Annotated in this window: 15 protein-coding genes and 1 pseudogene; 8 read left to right on the forward strand and 8 right to left on the reverse strand. The window is 56.0% G+C overall.

The features are described from left to right. Window positions 1-61: 61 nt before the first annotated feature. Both AC19YR_RS12160 and AC19YR_RS12165 read right to left on the reverse strand, forming a co-directional pair. Complete coding sequence (locus AC19YR_RS12160) at window positions 62-892, reverse strand: HNH endonuclease (RefSeq protein WP_076013782.1); 831 nt, start codon at window positions 890-892, stop codon at window positions 62-64. 73 nt (window positions 893-965) lie between these two features. Continuing rightward, window positions 966-1,241, reverse strand: coding sequence for a hypothetical protein (locus AC19YR_RS12165; protein WP_017528827.1), 276 nt, complete (start codon window positions 1,239-1,241; stop codon window positions 966-968). Window positions 1,242-1,343: 102 nt separating this feature from the next. On the opposite strand from AC19YR_RS12165, the gene AC19YR_RS12170 reads away from it, so the two are divergent. From AC19YR_RS12170 to AC19YR_RS12180, 3 genes are all read left to right on the forward strand, one after another. Then, window positions 1,344-2,219 carry a helix-turn-helix transcriptional regulator gene (locus AC19YR_RS12170; RefSeq protein WP_076013783.1) on the forward strand — a complete coding sequence of 292 codons (876 nt, stop codon included), beginning with the start codon at window positions 1,344-1,346 and terminating at the stop codon, window positions 2,217-2,219. 145 nt (window positions 2,220-2,364) lie between these two features. After that, window positions 2,365-3,039, forward strand: coding sequence for a hypothetical protein (locus AC19YR_RS12175; protein WP_076013784.1), 675 nt, complete (start codon window positions 2,365-2,367; stop codon window positions 3,037-3,039). Further along, window positions 3,026-3,229: a hypothetical protein gene (locus AC19YR_RS12180; protein WP_125833034.1), complete on the forward strand. Its 204-nt coding sequence runs from the start codon at window positions 3,026-3,028 to the stop codon at window positions 3,227-3,229. Before AC19YR_RS12175 ends, AC19YR_RS12180 begins: the two co-directional genes overlap by 14 nt. On the opposite strand, the gene recD is transcribed toward AC19YR_RS12180, so the two are convergent. The 4 genes and pseudogenes from recD to AC19YR_RS12200 all read right to left on the reverse strand — a co-directional run. Continuing rightward, window positions 3,217-5,310, reverse strand: a complete 2,094-nt coding sequence (gene recD / locus AC19YR_RS12185) for an exodeoxyribonuclease V subunit alpha (protein WP_436367012.1) — start codon at window positions 5,308-5,310, stop codon at window positions 3,217-3,219. The genes AC19YR_RS12180 and recD overlap by 13 nt on opposite strands. Then, on the reverse strand, window positions 5,307-8,984 hold the full coding sequence (gene recB, locus AC19YR_RS12190) for an exodeoxyribonuclease V subunit beta (protein WP_500598609.1): 3,678 nt from the start codon (window positions 8,982-8,984) through the stop codon (window positions 5,307-5,309). Before recB ends, recD begins: the two co-directional genes overlap by 4 nt. Continuing rightward, window positions 8,981-12,463: an exodeoxyribonuclease V subunit gamma gene (gene recC / locus AC19YR_RS12195; protein WP_500598610.1), complete on the reverse strand. Its 3,483-nt coding sequence runs from the start codon at window positions 12,461-12,463 to the stop codon at window positions 8,981-8,983. Before recC ends, recB begins: the two co-directional genes overlap by 4 nt. A gap of 458 nt (window positions 12,464-12,921) precedes the next feature. Continuing rightward, window positions 12,922-13,161, reverse strand: a pseudogene (locus tag AC19YR_RS12200) (ATP-binding domain-containing protein); the annotation flags it as partial. Between the two features lie 249 nt (window positions 13,162-13,410). Here AC19YR_RS12200 and AC19YR_RS12205 point away from each other — a divergent pair. From AC19YR_RS12205 to radC, 5 genes are all read left to right on the forward strand, one after another. Then, window positions 13,411-13,740, forward strand: coding sequence for a hypothetical protein (locus AC19YR_RS12205; RefSeq protein ID WP_017528834.1), 330 nt, complete (start codon window positions 13,411-13,413; stop codon window positions 13,738-13,740). Window positions 13,741-13,811: 71 nt separating this feature from the next. Beyond that, window positions 13,812-14,780: a DUF932 domain-containing protein gene (locus tag AC19YR_RS12210; RefSeq protein WP_500598612.1), complete on the forward strand. Its 969-nt coding sequence runs from the start codon at window positions 13,812-13,814 to the stop codon at window positions 14,778-14,780. Window positions 14,781-14,890: 110 nt separating this feature from the next. After that, window positions 14,891-15,895, forward strand: coding sequence for a YqaJ viral recombinase family nuclease (locus AC19YR_RS12215; RefSeq protein ID WP_500598614.1), 1,005 nt, complete (start codon window positions 14,891-14,893; stop codon window positions 15,893-15,895). 78 nt (window positions 15,896-15,973) lie between these two features. Further along, the gene (locus AC19YR_RS12220; protein WP_199918179.1) at window positions 15,974-16,894 is read left to right on the forward strand and encodes a recombination directionality factor; all 921 of its coding nucleotides are present in this window, start codon (window positions 15,974-15,976) and stop codon (window positions 16,892-16,894) included. A 51-nt stretch (window positions 16,895-16,945) separates the two neighbouring features. Then, on the forward strand, window positions 16,946-17,443 hold the full coding sequence (radC, locus tag AC19YR_RS12225) for a RadC family protein (RefSeq protein WP_044268705.1): 498 nt from the start codon (window positions 16,946-16,948) through the stop codon (window positions 17,441-17,443). A 179-nt stretch (window positions 17,444-17,622) separates the two neighbouring features. On the opposite strand, the gene AC19YR_RS12230 is transcribed toward radC, so the two are convergent. Further along, window positions 17,623-20,703 carry a type III restriction-modification system endonuclease gene (locus AC19YR_RS12230; protein ID WP_436367005.1) on the reverse strand — a complete coding sequence of 1,027 codons (3,081 nt, stop codon included), beginning with the start codon at window positions 20,701-20,703 and terminating at the stop codon, window positions 17,623-17,625. 84 nt (window positions 20,704-20,787) lie between these two features. After that, window positions 20,788-22,635: a site-specific DNA-methyltransferase gene (locus AC19YR_RS12235; RefSeq protein WP_262502163.1), complete on the reverse strand. Its 1,848-nt coding sequence runs from the start codon at window positions 22,633-22,635 to the stop codon at window positions 20,788-20,790. Window positions 22,636-22,698 lie beyond the last annotated feature (63 nt).

Raw genomic sequence — 22,698 nt, forward strand, 5'->3', positions numbered from 1 at the left:
TCCAGCCTGTGACACGGGCTCCTGACCCATCATCATTCGGGCAAACGATTAACACGAGCGACTAGCCACTGAATACGTGCTCACGATGCCAAGCCAAGTAGTTCAAATGACGGTCATGAAGGCTCCGCAACCGGCATTGCGGGTTAATACCAAGTGCCAGTTGCAGTTCAGCTGTCAAGGTTTGCGCAATAATAATATCGCCCTCGTCGGTGAAGCTGATCAGCCCCTGGTCAAAGGCTTGATCCAGGTTGGGCACCAGAAGCAGTCCGTTAAAGGGATCGAGGCGCTCCGGATGCGTCGCGTCACGCCAAGGCTTGATGTGAGAAGCACGCAACATGGAAGCGAGCGCTATACCGCTGACGGCGCAACCTTGCCAATGCTTGAGCAGAGCTTGGCGATAAACGCCTTGTCCTACTCGCGCTCGAATAATGGCTTCGCGCTCGGTACTCTCAATTTGCTGCCCAAATGATGATTGCTCGAATATCTCAATCAGGCTGAATTCATCTTCCAATCGTTGCTCGATGGCCGTCGATTCGCCGGTAAGCACTGCGAACAGGCTGCGCAAGTCTTCATCATCCGCACAATTGACCGCAATACCGGTATTGCTAGTTGAATCCAGCGCGAGCGGAAATACTTCCAGGCTGGTGCTTTTATAGGTCTCATTGGGAGCGCCCTGCGTCAATGCCTTGATTTGCTCCCAATGCACTGATTTGCGATATGCCGGGTGCAAAACCAATGGTTGGAGTCCGACAGCGCCGATAGCTTTATGCTTGACGAATAGCGGGTACTCAAGCGCAGGGTGCTCATAGCCTCTAGCGTAGGCCTTTTCTTTGTACTTCAAGCTGCAACCATGGCCTTCCAGAAGCCTGCAAATTTCCAGCGAATCGAGCATGCGCCCTCCTGATGTTAATACCGTATCGGCGCCAATCACGAGAACCTCGAATCAAGGCCCTCGTGCCTCACACTTAAGGCAACAAAGCCTGCAGAATCTCCACCTTGCGCTGCAACTGCTCCACATGAGCCTTCTCCGCCCGAAGCGCCGATTTCAACTCGCGATTCTCTTCGGCGTGCCAGCTCAGCCGCTGCTGGCGCTCCTTCGTGGTCGCATGCCAATGCTCGAGCAATCTCCAGGCTTTGTTTGTCTGCAGATACTGCACCAAAAGCATCAGCAGGATCATCAACAGCATCAGCATCGCTACCGACGCCGTCCAATCCCAACCATCCATAAACATGTCCCTCATGTCGTCAACTCCAAACTTGCCAGAGTCACGATATGTAGTGTTAAACGACACGTCTAGAATGTAGACTTATACAGGTAAAGTATTCACTCACATGGAGGCGACATGAAACGCAAGCAAACCATCGAGCAGGTCCGTTGGGACCTCGCCCTTCGCTACCGACTGATCGAAACCGTCGCGTGGTGGGAAGGCCGGCTGACTACGGTGCACTTGACGCAGAGCTTCGGCATCAGCCGTCAGCAAGCATCCAAGGACATCAATACCTATATCACCGAGCATGCGCCTAAAAACCTTACATATGATCGACAGATCAAGGGTTACGTGCCGAGCAAACAGTTCAAGCCACTGTTCATCGATGACAGCGCCAGCGCCTACCTACACCTGCTTTACCAGAACAATGCTCGAGCGCCACACGTTGAGGGGCTGGCGTTAGCCTACGCCCACACCAAAGTACTGGAGGTGCCTGATCGCTCGATCAAGGCCGAGATACTGCGCCCACTGCTCAAGGCTTGCCGGGAGCATCTACGCCTGGACATCGACTACGTTTCGCTCAACAGTCCCGAACCTGAAGGGCGAACCATTGCACCACATACGCTGGTTTACACAGGCATGCGCTGGCATGTGCGCGCCTACTGCGAAAAAAACCGCGAGTACCGGGACTTTGTACTGAGCCGACTGCGTGGGGTTCCTGAACTGATGGACGGCGAGACCGAGAATGGCCTCTCGGACGACGACCAGTGGAATAGCGAAGTCAAAGTCATCATCAAACCCGATGAGCGTCTGACGGTGATGCAAAAAGCGATAATCCAGGAGGATTTCGGGATGGTCGATGGGCGACTGCAGATTCCCTGTCGCCAGGCGTTGGTCAAGTATGTGTTGCAGCGCTATCAGATTGATCCAAAGAACATGGACCCGAAACCAGAGGCGCAACAGATCGTGGTGGAGAACCTGAAGGAGTTGAAACCCTGGCTGTATGACTGACACCGGTCCCTTTCGACTGCCCTGTTCGCGACAACCTTGCCGCTGGCACACGACTCCAAAAAATACCGAGCCCTGACGCAGTGCGACATGATCTGTCGCACGAGTGAATCAAGCTCTGTATCAGCCCCCACGAGAGAACGCGATATTGAATAATCTGGAAGCCCTGAAGCTGGTGGAAACCACGTTCACCGAGATACTGAACGCCGACAAAGTGTCCGACCTGCAAAAGATACTGACGTCCGATTCCCTGCTGGAAAAATGGCAGATGGACCGCAACAAGTACCCAGAATTGCAGTTGAAGTTGACGGACCACGACATCAGTTCCCTCATGACTAAGGTTGGCAACGATCTTCGCTTGCATGCGGACCTCAGCGCCAAACTGGAAACTCCTCTGGAAAAGCTGCTCTACGCCCTGGTCTGGAAAAATGGCGACCTGCAAAAGGTGGCGCACATCATCAAAGGTGCAGCCGATGTCAGACCAACATCGCTGACTAACGGCCCAGGCCAGGTATTCAGACAGTTCGGCCGGCACCTGGCTGATCGCTCGGAATCCATTGTCGATCAGCACGTGCTTCGTGCCTTCGAACTCTATGAGCAGATCAACGACCCAGACTTTTCCAAGATCAAGACCATTCGCAAGAAGATCAACTGGGACAAGGATGTCGCCTGCATCGAACGCTACAAACGCTGGCTCTGCGAGCACTTCAAAGAGCGTCAGGATGCCGAACCTGGATTCGTGGTGAACATCGACATGGCGCTCTTCGCGCTCGGTCGAGCGGTAAAGATCACCAGCAAACGCGGCAACGGTGAAGCAGCGTAATACCATCACCATCGAGGACAGCGCCATGAAAACCTACAAAGCCTTTATGCAACGTGTGGTTGCCACCGCCGGCCCCCAAGCCAACTTCACCATCACGGTTCAAGCGGTGACCTCTGCCATGGCAAAGGTCACCGCTGAAGCCCAGTACCCAGGCTACAAATGCCTGAACGCCCCCACTCAGGTGCGTTGAAGTTTTGCCAGCTCATCTTGCAGTTGCAGCGCCAGCCCACTGGTTCGCTGCACATTGCGACTCACCGCACCTTCAAATACGCCCGGACTGGCTTCGACCAGGCTGAACCATTGCTTGGCACGGGTGATGGCGGTGTACAACAGCTCCTTGGTCAGCACAGGGTTAAGCGCATCGGGCAATACCAGAGCCGTATGGTTGAACTCCGACCCCTGGGACTTGTGCACCGTCATGGCGAAAACGGTCTCAACCTCCACCAGCCGACTCGGCATCACGAAACGTACGCCGCCGCTGCCATCGTTTCGCGGGAAGGCCACACGTAGAACACGCTCTGCAGAGGGGCCTGGTACCCAGAGTGCAATGCCAATGTCACCATTCATCAAGCTCAGGCTGTAATCATTGCGGGTGACCAGTACCGGTCGCCCTTCGTACCAACCCTGATCCCCCGACAACAACTCACAGCGGCGCAGTTCGGCGGCCACTCGCTGGTTCAGCCCTTCAACCCCCCAGGGCCCGCGACGCAGCGCACAGAGCAGGCGGAACTCATCGAACGCGCCCAATACTTTGCCAGCCCAACCGGCCCAGAGGGCACTGTCCCAGGGAGTGTCTTTCGCAGGACGCTGGTCTCGTAGCTGCTCAAGGTAATGGCGATAACCAGGAGCATCGCCTTTGCCGTTGATAATCAACTCGGTGAGTGCGGCATCATGCTCGCCTCGCAACTTGAGGTTGAACAGCTGAGGCAATTGCTGATTAAGCAGGCTTCGTGCTTCGGCGGCATTTTTCTCATTGACCAGTTTGGCCAGACGCCCAATGCCCTGCTGGGCATCGAAGCGTCGGGAGTAGCGCAGCATGACGGTTTGCTGGGCCAGCGGATCGCCGGCACCGACTGCCGTTTGCAACCCCGGAGCGCTGACCGACTCGCCACTGTGGGCTTCCAGCCAGGCCACTGTTTGCTCGCTATAGCCGCCGGCTTCAGCGTTGCGACAAAGGTCGCCCAACACGGAGCCTGCATCCACCGATGCCAACTGATCCTTGTCACCCAGCAGGATCAAGCGCGCCTGCCGAGGCAAGGCATCGAGCAGGCAAGCCATCATTTCCAGGTCAATCATCGACGCCTCATCGACCACCAATACATCCAGCTCCAGTGGCTTATCCCGGTGGTGAATGAAGTTGCGCGAATCCGGTCGACTGCCCAACAGACGGTGCAATGTGGAAACATCCGTCGGGATCGCCTCCTGCACCGGGGCGCTGACCGGCAGCTCACGGACGGCCTTGCCAATGGACTCGGACAAGCGTGCTGCTGCCTTGCCGGTGGGGGCGGCGAGACGAATCCGCAGCGGCTTCCCTTCCTCCACGGCCGGTGTTTGCAACAGCCCCAGCAAGCGCACGACCGAGGTGGTCTTGCCGGTGCCGGGGCCGCCGGTGATGACGCTGAAGTTACCTCGTGCCGCCAGCGCACAGGCAATTTTTTGCCAGTCGCTACGGCGTTCACCGTTAACTTCGAAGGTGTCAGGGAACAAGGCATCGAGCCGACTGGAAAGTTTTTCCGGTGTTACCGCGTCCACGCTCAAACGGGCACTCAGCGCCTGGGCAATGCTGCGCTCATAGTTCCAGTAACGACGCAGGTACAGACGCTGTCCGGTCAACACCAGCGGCCGCTCCGGGAATCGCTGCGGCTCGTCCCGATCCTCCACCATCGTGCTCAAGCACAACGCCCGGCGCCATTGCGCGACATCCAGGCCCAGCAACCATTGCGACGGTAATTGGCCGCCCTCCTCCCCTTCAGGAGGTAACGACAACACAAAGTCAGGCGCTTGCAGGGTAGCGACCAGATCCAGGCAGGAATGCCCGCGACCCAGTTGATGACTGGTCATCGCGGCGGCCAGCAACACACTGGCCTGGGCCTGGGGATCCTGTTCAAGTATGAAGGTGGCGAATGAGCGATCCAGTGCGCGCAACCAGCCTCGGTTCACCCAATTGTCGAGTTGATGCAGCAGCTCGCTGCTGTCGGCATCGCCAACGAACAACAGCGGGTGATCAACGTTGCGCTGGTTGTTGCTCAGCTGCTTAAGGGTCTGGCTCATGCGCTGGCCTCCGCGTGTTGCCCCATGAAGAGTTGGTCAAGCTGTTCAATCAACTGCCGTGGCGGCCTTTCGAAATGCACGCCATGGGTGGGCGCCTGGTGCCCACGGACGAACAGGTACACCGCCCCGCCCATGTGCTGTTCGTAGTCATACCCCGCAAGGCGCAGCTTGAGCTGGCGATGCAAGGCCAGCAGGTACAGGCACAGTTGCAGGTCGTAACGCTTGTCCAGCATCGTCTCGATCATCGCTTCGGCGTCGTAGGCCTGGTCGTTGCTGCCCAGCCAGTTGGATTTGTAGTCCGCCACGTAGTAGCGACCCTGATGTTCAAACGTCAGGTCGATGAAGCCTTTGAACATGCCGTTCAACTCATTGGGCGCCAGCACAGGGCGCGGTGCACCACCCAATGTATGTTGGCGCACCAGGGCATCAAGACGCTGAACGTTCACAGACCGGCTGGAAAACCAGAACTCCATCTCCACCTGATAGGTGCTCAGGGTCGAGAGCTTGCATTGGGTACCGTTGAACCGCAGTGGCGCATTCAGGTAGCTGCCCAGCCAGGCGGACAGCGGCTCGATCCAGGTTTCCCAATCGCGCAGGTTGCAGCGTCGGGCAACGGTGTTATGCAGGGTGATCGGATCTCCAGCCGCCTTGGAGAAACCTTCGCGGCCGGCCCATTCGAACAACCCGTGCAGAAAGGTGCCCGGTCCTGCGCCCCGAGGGAAACCGTGAATCCCGGCCCCGGCGGGCAAGGCTTCAGCTTCGTCCTCTTCCTGCAAGTTGGCTTCCAGCGCGGTCGCCGGCTCAAGATTGACACCCGGCTGCGCCCCCATCAGGACATTACCGTCGGCAATGGCCAACGCCGAGTAACTGGCGATCCACCAGTTAGCCGCAAGCTTGTGCAGGGGGCGCAATGCCGGCCCCACCCGCGGTGGCGTTGGCGCCGTATGCACATTGTAGGACGGCGAGGGGGCTGCGCACACTTCTATGTCATTGCAGTTTTTTGCGAAAGTCTCGACCACGCCGAGAAGTTCATCGGGAGTGACCTGCTTCTCACCTACCAACATGTAACCCAGGCCTGTCTTGTGCAGGTGCGTCGTTTTACTTCTGCGATCCGATGCTTGGGCTGCCATGCAAATCCAGGTGGCGTAACGAGCTCGGGTCAAGGCGACGTAGAGCAAGCGCATCTCTTCTCCCATACGCTCATCGTTGGCCCGCAGTTGTGCAGGTTTTGCCGATTCACCTTTTACCAACTCAATCACCAACGAATCATTTTCATCGTGAAACATCGGCGGGGTTTTGCTTTTGCCATCGATCTCCCTTGCGCTACAGGCAAACGGCAGCAGCACCAAGGGGTATTCCAGGCCCTTGGACTTGTGCACGGTGATCACCTTGATCAGGTCCGAATCGCTTTCCAGACGCAGAATTTCTTCTTCGCTCTGACCATCGACCTGCTCGGCCAGATGGCGGATCAGCGCATGCTCGCCATCGAGTTCGGCAGCGCTGCGCTGCAACCATTCGGCCAGATGCAACAGGTTGGTCAGGCGACGCTCACCCTGATCCTCCACAAGCAAACGGGCCGGCACCTTGAACGTGGCCAGCAGCTTTCGCAGCATTGGCAGAACACCTTGTTGCTGCCACAAGACACGCAAATCCCTGAACAACAGCACCTGTTGCTCCCAGAACAACTCATCCTGGTTCAATTGCTCCAGCGTCTGCCATGGCAGCCCGATGCTACGGGTCGCCATCGCCGCTCGCACCAGCCGATCGCTGGTCGGTTGAGCACAGGCTCGCAGGATATACAGCAGGTCTTTGGCCTCCTCGCTTTCGAAGACCGAGTCCCTGTCAGAGAGATAGACGCTGGCCAGTTGGCGCTGCACCAGGGCTTTGCGGATGGCTTCGGCTTCCTTGCGATTGCGCACCAGAATGGCAATATCGGCGGGCCGCAAGGCGATGAATTCACCCTTGTCGTTCAGCAAACCGGACCGGTTGATTGCAGCGGGATCGAGCCAGGCCTGAATCGCCGATGCCGAGGCTTCAGCGGCTTTGCGCAAGTACGTGGCGTTATTGATTACGCCCTGGGTTTCCAGATGCCAGAACGTCAGGGCCGTTTGGTCCGTGCCGTTGATCTGCAAAATATCGTCGCGCCCGTTGGCTTGTACGGTGTTGAACGGCACCGGATTGCCCTGGTCTTCCTTGGCAAAACGAAACGCTCCACGCGGCTGTGATTCGGCGAACTCGAAGCAGTGGTTGGCTGCATCGACCATCGCCTGGGTGGAGCGATAATTGGTGCCCAGCGTGTAATGACGGCCAGCCGTGGCCTCTCGCGCCTGCAGATAAGTGTAGATATCCGCGCCGCGGAAGGAGTAAATCGCCTGTTTCGGATCGCCGATCAGGAACAGCCCGCAGTCTTCCAGGTTCTCGCAGATGCGGTAGATGGTTTCAAAGATCCGGTATTGAACCGGGTCGGTGTCCTGGAACTCATCGATCAGAGCAACCGGGCACTGCTTGCGAATGGTCTCGGCCAAACGAGGGCCGGACGAGCTCTGCAAGGCGTGGTCAAGGCGATTGAGCAGGTCGTCGAATCCGATTTCAGCTCGGCGGCGCTTTTCTTCATCGAAGCGCTCATGCACTTCATGCAAGGCATGCAGCAGCACCTGCGCCCTGATATCAACCTTGGCGTTACGTTTTTCCAGCCAGGCATCAATGGCCTGTAGCGCCTGATGTTGGGGAACCTTGTCTTTACCAGTGAGCCTCAAGCCGGATTGACTGAACGCCTTTATTTTTTCAGGTGCAGGTTGCCCCCGACTCCACCGCTCCAAGTCGCGCAAGTAGCCATTGAATACATCATCCTGGTCTGCCCCCCTATAGGTACCTCCATGCATCCGGACCCGAACACTTTGCAGTAAGGCCTCTAGGTCGAACTGATGCTGTACCCACAACTGGCGAGCATTACGCTCCAGTTCGCCGACTGTTCCGTACCATTCACCCGGTTCCTGGAGTAATGCCTGCAAAGACCCAGGCGCTTCAAGAGGCTGGGTTTTGTATTGATAAGTCGCGTCCCGGCGTGTCAGCAACGAACCGAGCGCATCCCCCAGCTCCTGAGGGCTTTTGAAACAATCACCGATCGATCGCGCCTGCTCCACCGGCAACTCATAGAAATGCCGGCGCCAATAATCCCTGACCACCTCGGCCAGTAACTCGCTCTGGTCGGTTTCCAGTGTCTGGGTGAACAGGCTGCCACTGTCGAAGGCATGCTCACGCAGCATCCGATAACACCAGCCGTGAATGGTCGAGACGGCGGCCTCATCCATCCACTCCCCGGCCAATTGCAAGCGTCGAGCGCAGTCAGGCCACCGCTCCGTTGGGTACTCATCACGCAGTTGCTGCAGTAACTTGTCATGTTTGAGATCCGGTTCCAGAAAGCACTGCGCCGCTTCGGTCAAGCGCGCACGAATACGGTCGCGCAGTTCCTGAGTGGCGGCGTCCGTAAACGTCACCACCAGGATTTGCGGCGGAGTAAGCGGTGTCTTGAATGCGTTTTCGCCGCCATGCCCCAGCACCAGACGCACATAAAGCAAAGCGATCGTGAAGGTTTTTCCCGTGCCGGCACTGGCCTCGATTAATCGGCTGCCATGCAATGGAAAGTCCAGGGGGTTGAGATTAACTGGGCTCATTGGTCGCTCCCTGCGTTGCTGGAAGAAAGGTGTTTGAACAGTCCGCCATACAACCGCTTGGACCATGTGCCAAAATCACCGCAAGCAAATAGCTGGTCAAAGTCCGCGTAGGCGCGGCGCAAGGCAAAGGAGCTCTCTGCTTCTCCGGTGCGCTTGTAGCCACCCTCGAATGTCTCACGGGCCTTGTCCGAGGCCGCGTCTTTGTCTTCGCCATCCGCCCCCGCTTCCTCAAGCCATGCGAATGCGCTTTTGCAGGCGACCGGCAGTGGTTCACGCATGCCCGCCACCCAGGCGTCGAGCAGCGATTGCAACTGCGCCTGCGCCTCTTGCGCGGGCATTGGCCGGAACACCACATCACCGTTCAAACTGACCAGAATCGTGGTGCAGCCCGAACCGCTCAACTGCAACGCCAAATGTCGCACCCAGGGTCGAACCAGGTTGTGCCAGCGCCAACTGTCGTCGTTGCACAGTTTCTTGCTGTCGAGTTGCAAGTACACCCGCTCACCTTGGGCATTACAGCGAATGCCGCCCAGCCAGTCATTCAATCCCGGTGCCGGTTCGCACGCGGCAATCGTTGCCGCCGTCTGCCCGTCTTCGATTTCAGGCCATGCCTGCAGCTGCGCGTGGTAACGCTCCAGCATGTCCGGTAGAGGCTCTGCCAATGCCGATGCGCTCAAGGTTCCGAAGCCACCCAGCGGCAACTTGCCTTCGCGCTGCAATCGCTGAACGTGCCGATCGAGCTCGGCCACCGCGTTCTCGGGCCGGTAATCTTCTTCAACCCAGCGCTTGAGCGCCTGGCTGAGCCGGTCCTGGTGCTGCCAGTTTTCGAGGCCGTCGAGCTGAAAGGTTTCGTCGTCGCGGCCGGTCAATTCGTCATTGTCGAAATTGACCTTGAGCCGTTGCTGGAAGAATGCCCCGACGGGATCACGGACAAACCCGGCCAGTTGGCGCAGGGTCAACAGCGTGTCTTGAGCGAGCGCTGGCAACAAACCGGCCGATGGTTGCCCGGCTTGTGAATCATGCACTTCGCGCCACTCATGAGAATACGTGAACAGCCCGTCGGGCCCGGGCTTATCGGCAAAGTAGGCAGGGCTGAAAGGCTGGAGCGGATGTTCCTGAGTCAATGCATGGAGCAGCGCATCAGGCGTCGCGTCGGGCTCCGCCAAACGCCAGCCACTGGCCAGATGATCACGCAGTTGACCGATCAAAACCGAAGGTACGCGCTCGCTGTTGTCGCGAATATTGCGACCGACCCAACTGACGTACAGTTGTTCCCGGGCCGATAACAGCGCCTCAAGCAACAGGTAACGATCATCCTCGCGCCGCGAGCGATCGCCCGGACGGTAATCGTTGCGCATCAGATCAAAATCTACAGGCGGTTGTTGGCGCGGATAGTCGCCATCGTTCATGCCCAGCAGGCACACCACCTTGAATGGAATGGCACGCATCGGCATCAGCGTGCAGAAGTTCACCGCGCCAGCAAGAAACCGTTGTGACAAGCCGCCCTCTTCAATGCCGGCCATCCAGGTTTCATGCATCACACTCAGCGGCAGCGGTTCGTCGAACTGCGCGGACTCACATGTGCGCAACCAGTCGTCGAGCAACTTGAGTAGTTGGTTGACCAACAAATCTTCGCCGTCACCCACCGGCCGGAAGAACACTTTCAGCAGCGATTGCAGACGCTCAACCCAGAGTACCGGTGTGGCTGGCTGTTGCAGGTCTTCGCGGGCAATTTCCAGGTGATCGAGCAAGGTCAACAGCGGCCCGGCCAAGGCGGCTTCCAGTCCCGACACTTCATCGTACGGCTCGATGCCATTCAGCTCAGGTCCCTGGCCGGTCGCGTAGCCCAGCAACATGCGACGCATGCCGAAGCGCCAGGTGTTTTGTTCCAGGCCCGCCGGCATGTCCAGGCTCTCGCGCTGCTGCGCATCGAGTCCCCAGCGCACACCGGCACCGTCGATCCAACGCTGCAGGATCGGCACATCCGCTTCCTTGATACCGAAGCGCGCGCGCAGCGCCGGTACGTCCAGCAGGTCGAGAATATCGCTGACGGCAAAGCGGCTTTGCGGCAGTTCAAGCAGGTGTTCGAGGGCGATCAGCAAGGGCTGGCGCCCACGCTGTCCCTGGTCGGCCAGGGTAAAGGGCAGATAACGAGGATCATGACGCGGCACCTGACCGAACACGGCCTCGATATGCGGTGCATACGCATTGATGTCCGGCACCATCACAATCACATCGCGCGGGCTTAGCCCAGGATTGGCACTGAAGCGAGCAAGCAACTGATCGTGCAGCACCTCCACTTCGCGCTGGGCACTGTGGACCACGTGAAAGCGCACGGAGCGATCCTGTGCTACGTCGACCGGGGCCCACTCTTCGCGAGTTTCAGCCAAAGGACGCAATTCAAGAATGTCGCTTTGCAATTGACCTAGGAGGCTTGACGGTGGCTCGTCATTGAACAGGTCGATACGCCCGCCACTCACGCCTTCGAACAGGTGCCGATAGCTGTCTGGCTCATCATAGTGGTCAAGCAAGTTGATGTAGTCGCGACCTTGCTTGCCCCACGCGGCGAGCAAAGGCTGGCCATGCTGATTCGTGGCCATGGAAGTACTTCTGTTTGGCTGACGGCGATAGGCGTGGCCCAACAACTCTTTGTCGGCAACGATGTCGCCCCAGTGGTGGCGGCAAGGGTTGTGCACACACAGCAACACCTGGCTGTAGCGCGATAGCATGGCCAGGGCTTCGAGAACCTGTGCCGGCATCGATGAAATACCAAACACCACCACTCGCCGAGGCAGCCCTTTTGGAGCCTGGCCGGCTTCGCGCAGGCGTGCGACAAAACGCTTGTGAACACCGGCACGGCTCTGCTCAAGAGCGCCCGCGCCTACATCCGCCAATACTTCACGCCACAGCTCCGCCTGCCACAGGTTGTCGGGATCCAGCGGTTTCACACCGCCTTTGATGTGCTTTAGCTGATCACGCCCGGCCGCCCAGTCCTCCAGCCAATCGGCGCGATAGACCTGATATTGGTCAAACAGGTCCGCCAGACGTTCGGATAGTTGATGGCGCTTGCGCTGATCGTCATCGTCCTGAAGGAAACGCTGCAAGCTGCTGAAATGGGTTTTGTTGAGCAATTGAGGCAGCAAGCGCATCAGACGCCAACTCAGTGCAGTCTTGTCCAGCGGCGAAGACTCGGGGGTTGTCTCGGCCCCCAAGACAGACCGGTAAGCCTGCCACAGGAAACGCGCAGGAAGTTGCACATCCAACGCTGCTGCGATACCGCAGCCACCGTTATCCGGATCTTCAGCCAGCGCCAGCTTCAACCATTGAGCAATGCCGTTGCTGTGCACCAGCACGACTTCGTTTTCCAGAGGGGCCAACGGGTAGCGCTGCATCCAGCTCACCGCTAGCTCACGCAAATCGTCCAAGCGATTGCCGTGAATAATCATGAAGCCGGGCTTCAACGAGTCCGCATCCTGCATACGCCACCCTCAGATCTGAATACGCAGCTCTGTGGTACAGAGCAGCAAAAGGCCATCACTTTAAAACGATATGGTTACACGCCACCAGCCCGAAGAAGGTCAACACAACCATCTACAGGGGCCGAGCATAGGTTGCCCAAGGAGGAGAACAAATGCTGGGGGTTTGCACAGGTCAACTACTCACGCACATCCCCAACCGTTTCTGCTGAGACGACAGTTAGAAATAAATGAAAAGGCGTAAAAATCTGTGCTGTTTGTTGACAGTCCACGGGGTTCATCACCACTCACTTGAGCCTGCCCCCATGAAAACCTACCTAACCTTCATGCAACGTGTAGTTACTACCGCCGGCCCTCAAGCCAACTTCACCATTACCGTACAAGCAGTGAGCTCGACCATGGCTGGCCAAGGTCACTACCGAAGCGCAGTATGCCGGTTACAATTGCTTCAACGCCCCCACTCAGGTTCGCTGACGCTTCTCCAGCTCAGCCTGCAATTGCGGCGCCAGCCCGCCGATACGCTGCACATTGTGACTCACGGCACCTTCCCTCGGCCTGGCCTCGACCAGGCTGAACCAGCCCTTGGCTCGTGTGATTACGGTGTATAAAAGCTACTTGGTCAGCACGGGATTCAGCACATCAGGCAATTCCAACGCGGTATGGCTGAATTCCGAGCTTTGAGACTTGTGCACCCTCATCGCAACCTGCAGACAGGTTGTCGCGTGATACCAAATTCTTCATCGGCATGGGCGATTCGACTTAGAAATAACCAAATCACTTGCTCCAAGACAGTTTTTTCGAGACGAGACGCTCCCTAATTCGATCTGAATTCAGTTCAAAAAAATTTCAAACCTATATCACCTCGATGAACACCCTACCGTATTGACTGCGGCAGGGAATTTGGCGTGCCTGCTTTTGGCTGAGCACGCTCATCATTGGAGGATTTGCGTATGTATGCCCCCTGCCCTAGCTGCAACTCTGGACGTGTCGTCACGAAAAATATCGGTAAACAAGCGGGTGGATTAATTGGGGTCGCCGGCGGTGCAGCCAGTGGAGCCGCCGGAGCCTTATCGGCGGCGGAAGCCGGTGCGGTAATCGGTGTGGTCGGTGGGCCGGTCGGGATCACTATTGGCAGTCTTGCTGGAGCGATTTTGGGTGGTCTGGTCGGCGGGGTCGCCGGTGGGATTGCCGGCGCCACGCTGGGTGAACAAATGGATGACAAGGTACTGAACAACTTCCAGTGCCTAGAGTGCGGTTACAGCTTCAGCGTCAACCGTTAAGTCGTTGTGAACAGGCGCCGTGCCTCACTGAAAAGGCGCCGTCTCCCCTTTATTCGCAAGGAAACATTCCCATGGCACACCTGATCGAACAAATGGCTTACGTCGGCGCTACTCCCTGGCATGGTCTGGGCAGTCGCCTTTCCGAGAAGCAACCGCTGGAAATCTGGCAACGCGAAGCCGGCATGGATTGGAAGATTGAAGAAAGCCCAGTTCACTTCAAGGCTGACAGCATCGGCCCATTGGGAACCATCCACTCGTTCCCGGAACAAAAAGTGCTTTACCGCTCCGATACCAAGGCACCGCTCTCCGTCGTGTCCAACCGGTACCAAATCGTACAACCGCGTGAGGTCCTGGAGTTCTACCGAGATCTAACTGAAGTATCCGGCTACGAGCTGGAAACGGCGGGCGTGCTGAAAGGTGGTCGCAAGTTTTGGGCGTTGGCACGTACCGGACAAACGGCCGAATTGAAAGGCCATGACCAGGTAAACGGCTACCTATTATTGGCCACCTCCTGCGATGGAACCCTAGCCACCACAGCGACGCCAACCACGGTTCGGGTGGTCTGCAACAACACCCTGACCATCGCTCTTGATGGTACGACCCGTGCGATCAAAGTGCCTCATAACACCCGCTTTGATCCGCAAGTGGTGAAAAAGCAGTTGGGCATCGCCGTTTCGCAATGGGATGAGTTTATGTACCGGATGCGGAATTTGGCTGAACGCAAAGTACAGTGGCATGAGGCAATGGGTTTCTTCATGAACGTGCTGTGTGACGTCTCCCTACACAGCACGTTGCCGGAAGTCCTCCCCAACGAACGGGCGCTGCGTAGAGTCCAAGAACTGTACGAAGGCCAAGGTCGCGGCGCAACGCTGGAATCATCTCGCGGAACGGCCTGGGGCTTGCTCAACGCCGTCACCGAGTACGTCGACCATGAACGACGGGCTCGGAGTAATGAGTACCGCATGGACTCGGCCTGGTTCGGCCAAGGGGCTGCGATCAAACAGCGTGCCCTGAGCGTAGCCCTTCAACTCGCCGCCTAGTGGGGTTACTCGCGGTTACTTTCGGCTCGTACGTCTTGTTCCTCTCACCTATTAAAACGCCTGATCAGCTTGCTGCTGGTCAGGCGTTTTTTATGCATTAGGGAATACTCATGACCTCTCAAACACTACCAAAAACCACCGTAAAAACCCGGCCAGCGTTACGCCTGGTTGGCACCAAACAATTGCCGCGTGAAGATTGGCTGGCGGTACGTAAAGGCGGCATCGGCAGCTCGGATGCAGCCGCCGCTGTCGGCCTCAACCCTTATAAGTCTCAGTTGGAGCTGTGGCTGGAAAAAACCGGACGCGATGCCTCCTTGCCCAGGATCGATCCTCAGGACGAGGAGAGTCCGGCGTACTGGGGCAACGTCCTCGAACCCATCGTCGCCTGGCATTACAGCAAGCGCAGTAGCAATCGAGTGCGGCGAATCAATGCCGTGCTGCAGCATCCCAATCCAAAACTGCCCTGGATGCTGGCCAACATCGACCGCGAGGTGATCGGTGCCGACGATGTACAGATCCTTGAATGCAAAACCGCCGGCATCAACGGTGCTCGCCTATGGAAGGAGGGTGTGCCCGAATATGTGCAGTTGCAGGTCATGCATCAGTTAGCCGTAACTGGCAAACAGGCGGCGGATGTCGCAGTACTGCTAGGTGGCCAGCACCTGGAGATTCACCGCATCGAACGGGACGAGTCGATGATTGCTCGGCTGATTGATCTGGAGCGGCTGTTTTGGGATTACGTGGTCAGCGATACCCCACCACCGGCCGATGGTACGGTCTCATCGGAAGCGGCGTTACGCTACCTCTACCCCGAGGACAACGGCCAGACTCTGGACTTTAGTCAGCACCCAGAGCTGGCCACCAGCTACCTGGAGCTCAAGGCTGTTCGCCAGAGCATTGCCGAGCAGGAAACGCGTGAGACGCAGCTCAAGCAAGTCCTGCAACAGGCCCTGGGCACAGCCACCCGTGCAGAGTTTGCCGAGGGCTATATCAGTTGGAAGAAGTCCAAGGACAGCACCGGCTTGGATATCGAACAGATGCTCAAGGACAAACCCTACCTGCAGGCCCGCTACTCCAAGATCAAAACTGGCAGTCGCCGCTTTCTGATCGGCTGAATCCTCACCTCTCGCCCAAGCCACCTGGACCCTTCACGTCCCGGTGGCTTTTTCATTTCCAGATCAAGGATAACCACCATGCTCAAAGGTTTAGTGATCACCCCTCCGGTACTCGGGCGCATTTCCATCGGCAAGGTTGTCGAGAAAAACGGCAAACGCCTGCCGGAGAAAGACGATCAGTTCACCCTCACCTCCCAGGTACAAAGCCGCGACGGCTGGTTGCTGCACCCGCTCAATGAGGAATTACGCAACGGCCAGGACGGCAAGCTGCGCAGCATTCCCATCCGTTTACTGTTCAACGAGCCGGATCTGAATTTTCGTGCGGACTACAGCTTGTTCGACCGTAATACCGGCCGGCCACTGTGCGTCGGCAATGGTGAGACCTGCAAGCGTTTGACGAAGGACGGCATCCAGTCGCTTCCCTGTCCCTCACCGGATGTGTGTTCACTCGCTCAAGGCAATGCCTGCAAGCCTTACGGCCGGTTGAACGTAGTAATTGGCAATGACGATCCACTGGGCAGCTTTGTCTTTCGCACCACGGGCTACAACAGCATCCGCACCCTGGCAGCGCGTCTGCATTATCTGCAAGCAATCTCCGGCAATCGCCTGGCCTGTCTACCGCTGGAGCTGCGTCTACGTGGTAAGTCCACTCGGCAAAGCCACGGTACACCGATCTTCTACGTGGACATCACGGTACGCAGTGGGCTGAGCCTGGAAGACGCGTTGCTTGAAGCCAAACAGCGGGAAGAAACCAGACAAGCTTCGGGCTTTGACCAGAGCGCCTTGGATCTCGCGGCCCGCCAGGGATTTAAAAATGGAGCTTTTGAAGACAGCGAAGAGGACACCGGCGCCATCGTCGAGGAATTTTTCCCAGCCATTGAGGATCAGCCAAGCCTTGTATCCCATCAAGTCCAACTGACAGCGCCTGCCAAACCCTCACTCGCTCAAAAGCTGGACTCGCAAGCCACGCGGCACAACAGCAAGCCCACAGCCCAGTAACCCCCTCTCGACATTCCCAACGTTCTCACGCATTCGTATAGGAATAACCGCATGAAATATCACAAGCTCAGAGCCGGTGAAGAAACCGGCACCTATGTCATGGACTCTCCGGTTACCGAAGCCGACATCCTGCAGATGGCGCAACAACTTGCGATGAGTCGTCTGTCTAAAGGTCGAGCACTGACTGAGCCAAGACACGTGTTCAGTCATCTGCAAACACTGCTGCAGTACCATGAATACGAAGTCTTTGCTGTGCTGCTACTCGACAGCAAGCACAGGGTGATTGGTTTCAGGGAGCTATTCAGAGGCACACTGGACGGTGCCAGTGTGTATCCACGGGAAGTGGTCAAGATCGCTCTGGAGCATAATGCGGCAGCGGTAATCTTGGTGCACAACCATCCCTCTGGCGATCCGGAACCCAGCCAAGCCGATCGCACGCTGACCACCACCCTCAAGAACGCCCTCGACATGATCGGCACCCGGATATTGGATCATGTGGTGGTGGGCTGTGAAGGCTGCGTATCGCTGGCCGAACGAGGTTATTTGTAATCCCTAATTTTTCGCTTATGGGCATCAAACAACATCTCGTGGCCTTGGCAGGGATAAAAGAAAAGTCCTGTTTGAGCACCCTTCTAGCGGCTCAAAACAGGACTTTCTTTTTTTGTCAGGAATACCCTGATAAGCGACAGATCATTATTGAGTTAGACCCGATTGGACGTAGATCCTGCTTACTTCACCAGCTCCATCAGCTTCCCGAAGCTGTTCACCACATCGTATTTGACGTTCTCAGGGGCGTACTTCCTATTGATCTCGTCGAAAAACTTCCGTGCACATTCGATTTTGGTAGCCTCAATCGGACGCAAATCCATTGATGACATTGAGCCCTTGGTTTCAGCCACAAAGTACACATGCTTGATCGCTCCTTCCTTGAACGAAATCGCCCAGTCAGGGTTGTAATCGCCAACCGGGGTAGGGATCAGGAAGCCGCGCGGTAATTTGGCGTACACGACCACGTCGGTACAGGTGTCCAACTCCTTCACAAACTCGCGTTCGATACCAGAGTCGGTGATTACGTAGTCGTAGATATGGCGCTTCAGCTTATCACCGGCCTTGCTGAAGTCCTGCTTGGTCTGCCCTACGGTGAAGATGTCCAGATCGAACTTGTCCTCGACTGGGTCGTAGGCCAAATGCTCGATAATCATCGTCGCCTTCTGCTCATTGATCAACCGGACCGCTTCGGAGATGAAGCTCTCCGGATTGGTTCGGAACTGTGCAAACACCGCTACGCTAAGGCCTTTGAGGATGTCCGCAGTCGCGCGTCGTGTAAGTTGCGTGCCCTCAGCAACCTTACCAATGAGGTCATATTTCACTGCCGAATGGACAGACTGATGGTTTTCGACGGGATCTGTCTTCGTTAGCTTGAAAGCACTACCGCCCTTAACATCGTCGTAAGTTACCTGTGCAGCCTGCTCGCCGGTCTGGATCGTGTACTGCAAAGGAGTTACGCGCAAGCACTTGTCCAGCTCTCCAACAGCTTTCTTAACCAGTTCAGCTGTATCAAAATTGACGCTGTAGGCAGCCTTGCGGTTGATCCGACTCCACAGTTCTTTAAACTCCTGTCTGTCGAAATTGGCATTGGTTTCAAGTTTCTTGGCTTTGCGGCCATCTTCCGGCTTGAATAGCTGGCTTTCGCTGAAAACACCATCGATTAGCTGGAAAATTTGTTCCGCATGTGCCTGCAACTCTGGTGGAAGCGGGGCCAGTGTGCCGTCCTGTTTGGCTTCATGGTACGTGCCAGTAATGCGATCCGCATCGTCGCTATAGTCGTTTTTGAGCAGGTACTTATAGATCTGCTTGGCAAGTTGCGGCGTGACTTCAACATCGCCTGTGGGGGTTTTGAGCACCTTCCCGGTGAAATAGGCTTCGTCTGCCGCCTTGGGGCGTTCCGACAAAGAGTTGCTGATGTCCTCCTGCAGTGCAGAGACGAAGTCCTTGTAGCTCTCACTCGCCACTACGGTCAGTACGTTGACGTCATGGACGATGGCCGGATGATCCATCCGATCACCGGTTTGATTGACTGACAATCGTAACCCACGACCGACTTCCTGACGGCGGGAAATGGTGTTGTCGCTGTGCTTGAGCGCACAGATCACGAACACGTTCGGGTTATCCCAACCTTCCCGCAAAGCGGAGTGCGAAAAGATGAATCGTACGTTCTTTTTGTTTCTGGTGACGTCATCGTCCGTCGGCTTTGGTAATGACAGAAGTGTTTCCTTGTCCTTCAGGATCAAGTCGTACGCATCCACGTCGTTCGACAACCCTGCGTTCTCACCACGCTTTTCAATATCAGGATCGGCGAGCCGCTTGGTCTTCTTGTCGATGGAGAAGTAGCCGCTGTGCGTCCTGCCTGCATCGATACCCTTTAGGTACTTAATGTACGGTGTTTCATCCAGGTCCAGCACCTCGTTCAGATATTGGCGGTATTCCTCTTCGAAGATACGTGCGTAGTCGCCTTTCTCGTCCGCAACCGAGTAGTCGCGGTACTTGGCCACTTCATCGATGAAGAACAAGGTCAATACCTTGATACCTTGCTGGAACAGCGCCTGCTCCTTGTCGAAGTGCGCATTGATCGCCTCCCGAATCTGAATGCGACGCAGCGACGCTTCGTTCACGTCCCCAGTGGCTTCGCCAACAAAAAGCTCAACGCCGTTTGTGAAGCTCAAGATGTCGGTATTGGCATTGATGTCCGCAACCACATAGCCACGATACTGATCCAGCTCATTTGAAAAACCATCGGAGAAGAGATTGTCGCCCTTGGACAGCTTGCGCACCACGCGCTTGATCTCGCCGCTTTTCAGCTTCTGCTCGAACTCAACACGGGCCACAGGTGCCTTGCTCGAAATCTCGATGGACTGCAGGTACAGATAGGCATTGGTGCCCGCCAGCCCCTTCACTGAGATGCCGCGCACTGCGATTTTCTTCACCAGCTTCTGGTTGTAGGCGTCTAACGCGTCCAGCCGATGGATCTTGTTGTGCGTGGTCTTGTGAGTGGCCGAGTAGCGCAATACCATCAGCGCCTTGAATTCCTCCAAGGACTTCAGGGTTGCTGCACCCTCCATTTTTTGTGGCTCGTCCAGGATCAGAATCGGCCGATTGGCGCTGATCACATCAATCGGGCGGCGCGACTGAAAATCATCGAGCTCGTCATAGATACGCCGGTTATCAGCGCCACGGGCAGCAAACGCCTGCACGTTGATCACCATCACGTTGATACCAGCATCCGACGAGAAGCTCTCCAGATGGTGCAACTGCTTGGAGTTGTAGATGAAGAAGCGCGCCTTCTTGTGGTACGTCTCCAGGAAATGCTCTGCGGTGATCTCCAGTGACTTGGCCACGCCTTCACGAATGGCAATGCTGGGCACCACTATGATGAACTTGCTCCAGCCGTACTGCTTGTTCAGCTCAAAAATGGTCTTGATGTAGCAGTAGGTCTTGCCGGTCCCGGTTTCCATCTCGATGTCGAGATTGACCTTGCTGACCTTGGTCTTTACCAACTCGGTGGACTGCGGCAGGTTTTGCCGATGCTGCGCCTGGGTGATGTTTTCCAGCACGGCAAAGTCGGTTAGTTTCAGATCGGAGTTCTTGAATCCGCCCTCTGCAAACAGGTCTTCAATTCCTTTCTTGGCCTTGCCCGGGTCGATTCGGTAACTGATGGCCTCCGCTGATGCAGGTGTTTGCCCCTTGAAGCAGTCAACGACGGCTTGCACCGCTGCCGTCTGATAGGCCTGCGTTTTGAACTTGAGTTTCATTGGGTACCTCCATGTGCCCGACTCTTCGAGCGCACTGACCTGCGTGCAAATTCATTTCCAGAAAAAAATATCATCGCACGCCCCTCAGATACATTTAACTTCGGTGCCAGGCGACAACAGCTTGAAAATTTGCTCGACATTAATCTTGACTGAACTGTCCTTAAACCCCGCATCGCGGAACACCACGCGCAGTGGCTGGTGCTTGGCAAGCTCCTTCACGAAGGCCTCGTCGATACTACCGCTGGAGTCGAAGCAGGCAGCAAGCGCATTGCCATCGACAAAGAACACATCCTTACCCTGGATATCTTGCTTGACGAGCGGTAAGGCCAGATCAACTCCCCAATCCAGCATCACCTGAAACAACAGGTCTTCAGGCGTACGGTCTGGTTTGATATTGTCCACCAGTAAATCGATCTGGCTATTATCTAGGGCGTCTGGTGCGTAATAAACATCGGCCATGTTGGATGTGTCGATTTTGAGGACGCGAAAGCCAATGCCCAATTGCTGATTAGTTTCACTGATTTTCTTACCAGCTCGGCGAATACGTTCTTTGCTCACTTCGGCAATAGTCTTGTACCCTGCTTTAAACGCCTCGGAATCTTCGGCGCATTCCTCCGGCACTTGAACCATGATGAACCGACGATTGCCGCCGTCTTCTGCATTTTTCTTTAGAACGGCATGGGCTGTTGTAGCCGAACCTGCAAAGAAGTCGACTACGATTGAATCTTTATCCGTTGCTTGCTCAAGGAAAATGTCAATAAGTCGAGTGGGTTTGGGAAAGCTGAAGATGCCATTCCCGATCAGTGAATTCACCTCTCTTGTTCCATCACCAGTCGAGACTTCCTGTACCACGGAGGAAATATTCTTAAAAATACTCTCCATTTCGTTAAGAAAGAGCTTTTGCCGAGGTCTCCCCTCCGTGCTAGACGGCCATAGAACTCGCTTTTCGGCAATCTTCGTGGACATTGTAGTTGGTTCAAAGCGCCATCCCTTCGGCGGGCACCCGTAGTTAATTCCCGTTTGAGGATCGATCAAGTCATAGTGCAAGTTAGGTCGCTTATCTCGTGTAGCAAGCCCAGTCATGTCTGCGCTTCTCCAGGGCCCACGTGGGTCGTCATCTGAATTCTTAAACTTGCCCAGATCCTTCTCACTCCCACGAAGCGACGCACCATTAGAGTTTGTGTAGCAAACAATGTATTCATGGTCGGTAGATAGGCCGCTGACTGCCCTAGTGTCTTCGCTGACTCTAGACTTCCAAATAAAAGTCCCTACAAAATTCTCTTGACCGAACACCTCATCGAAAACCTTCTTCAGGTTGTCAATTTCTATATCGTCAATACTGGCAAAGATGAACCCATCTTCTGCAAGAAGTCGCTTAGCAAGCCTAATGCGTGGGTAAATTAGCGATAACCAATCGGAATGAAATCTTCCGTTTGCTGATGTATTGGCGACTAACCGATTACCTTTCTCGTCCTTTTGGTTTGACCTTTGCAAAAACTCCTCTGCCCCCTCAACAAAGTCGTCTTCGTAGATAAAGTCATTACCAGTATTATACGGCGGGTCGATATAGATCATCTTGACCTTGCCTAAGTAGGTTTCCTGCAGAAGCTTCAACGCATCGAGGTTGTCACCCTCGATAAACAAATTCTGTGTGGTATCAAAATCCACGCTTTCCTCGCGGCAGGGCCGCAATGTTTTGGCAATGGGAGCATTGGCGGTCAACAGCGCCTCCCTCTTTCCTGGCCAGTCCAGGCGGTAGCGCTCGTGCGGGCCTTCAACGATTGAGTCAGTCAACTCTTGTCGGAGCTGATCAAAGTCCACTGTCAGCCTCACGACGCCATCTTCACCCTTGGCTTCGGTGACACAACTGGGAAACAACTCGCGAATACCGGCGACATTGTCTCGTGTGAGGTTGGGCGAGTGCATTGTCATTTTTTCCACATTTTTTCCTCTTGCAGCTGTGCTTCCGTGAAAGGAGCTCAGCAGCTCAATTGT

It is taken from the genome of Pseudomonas sp. MF08817, assembly GCF_059862705.1.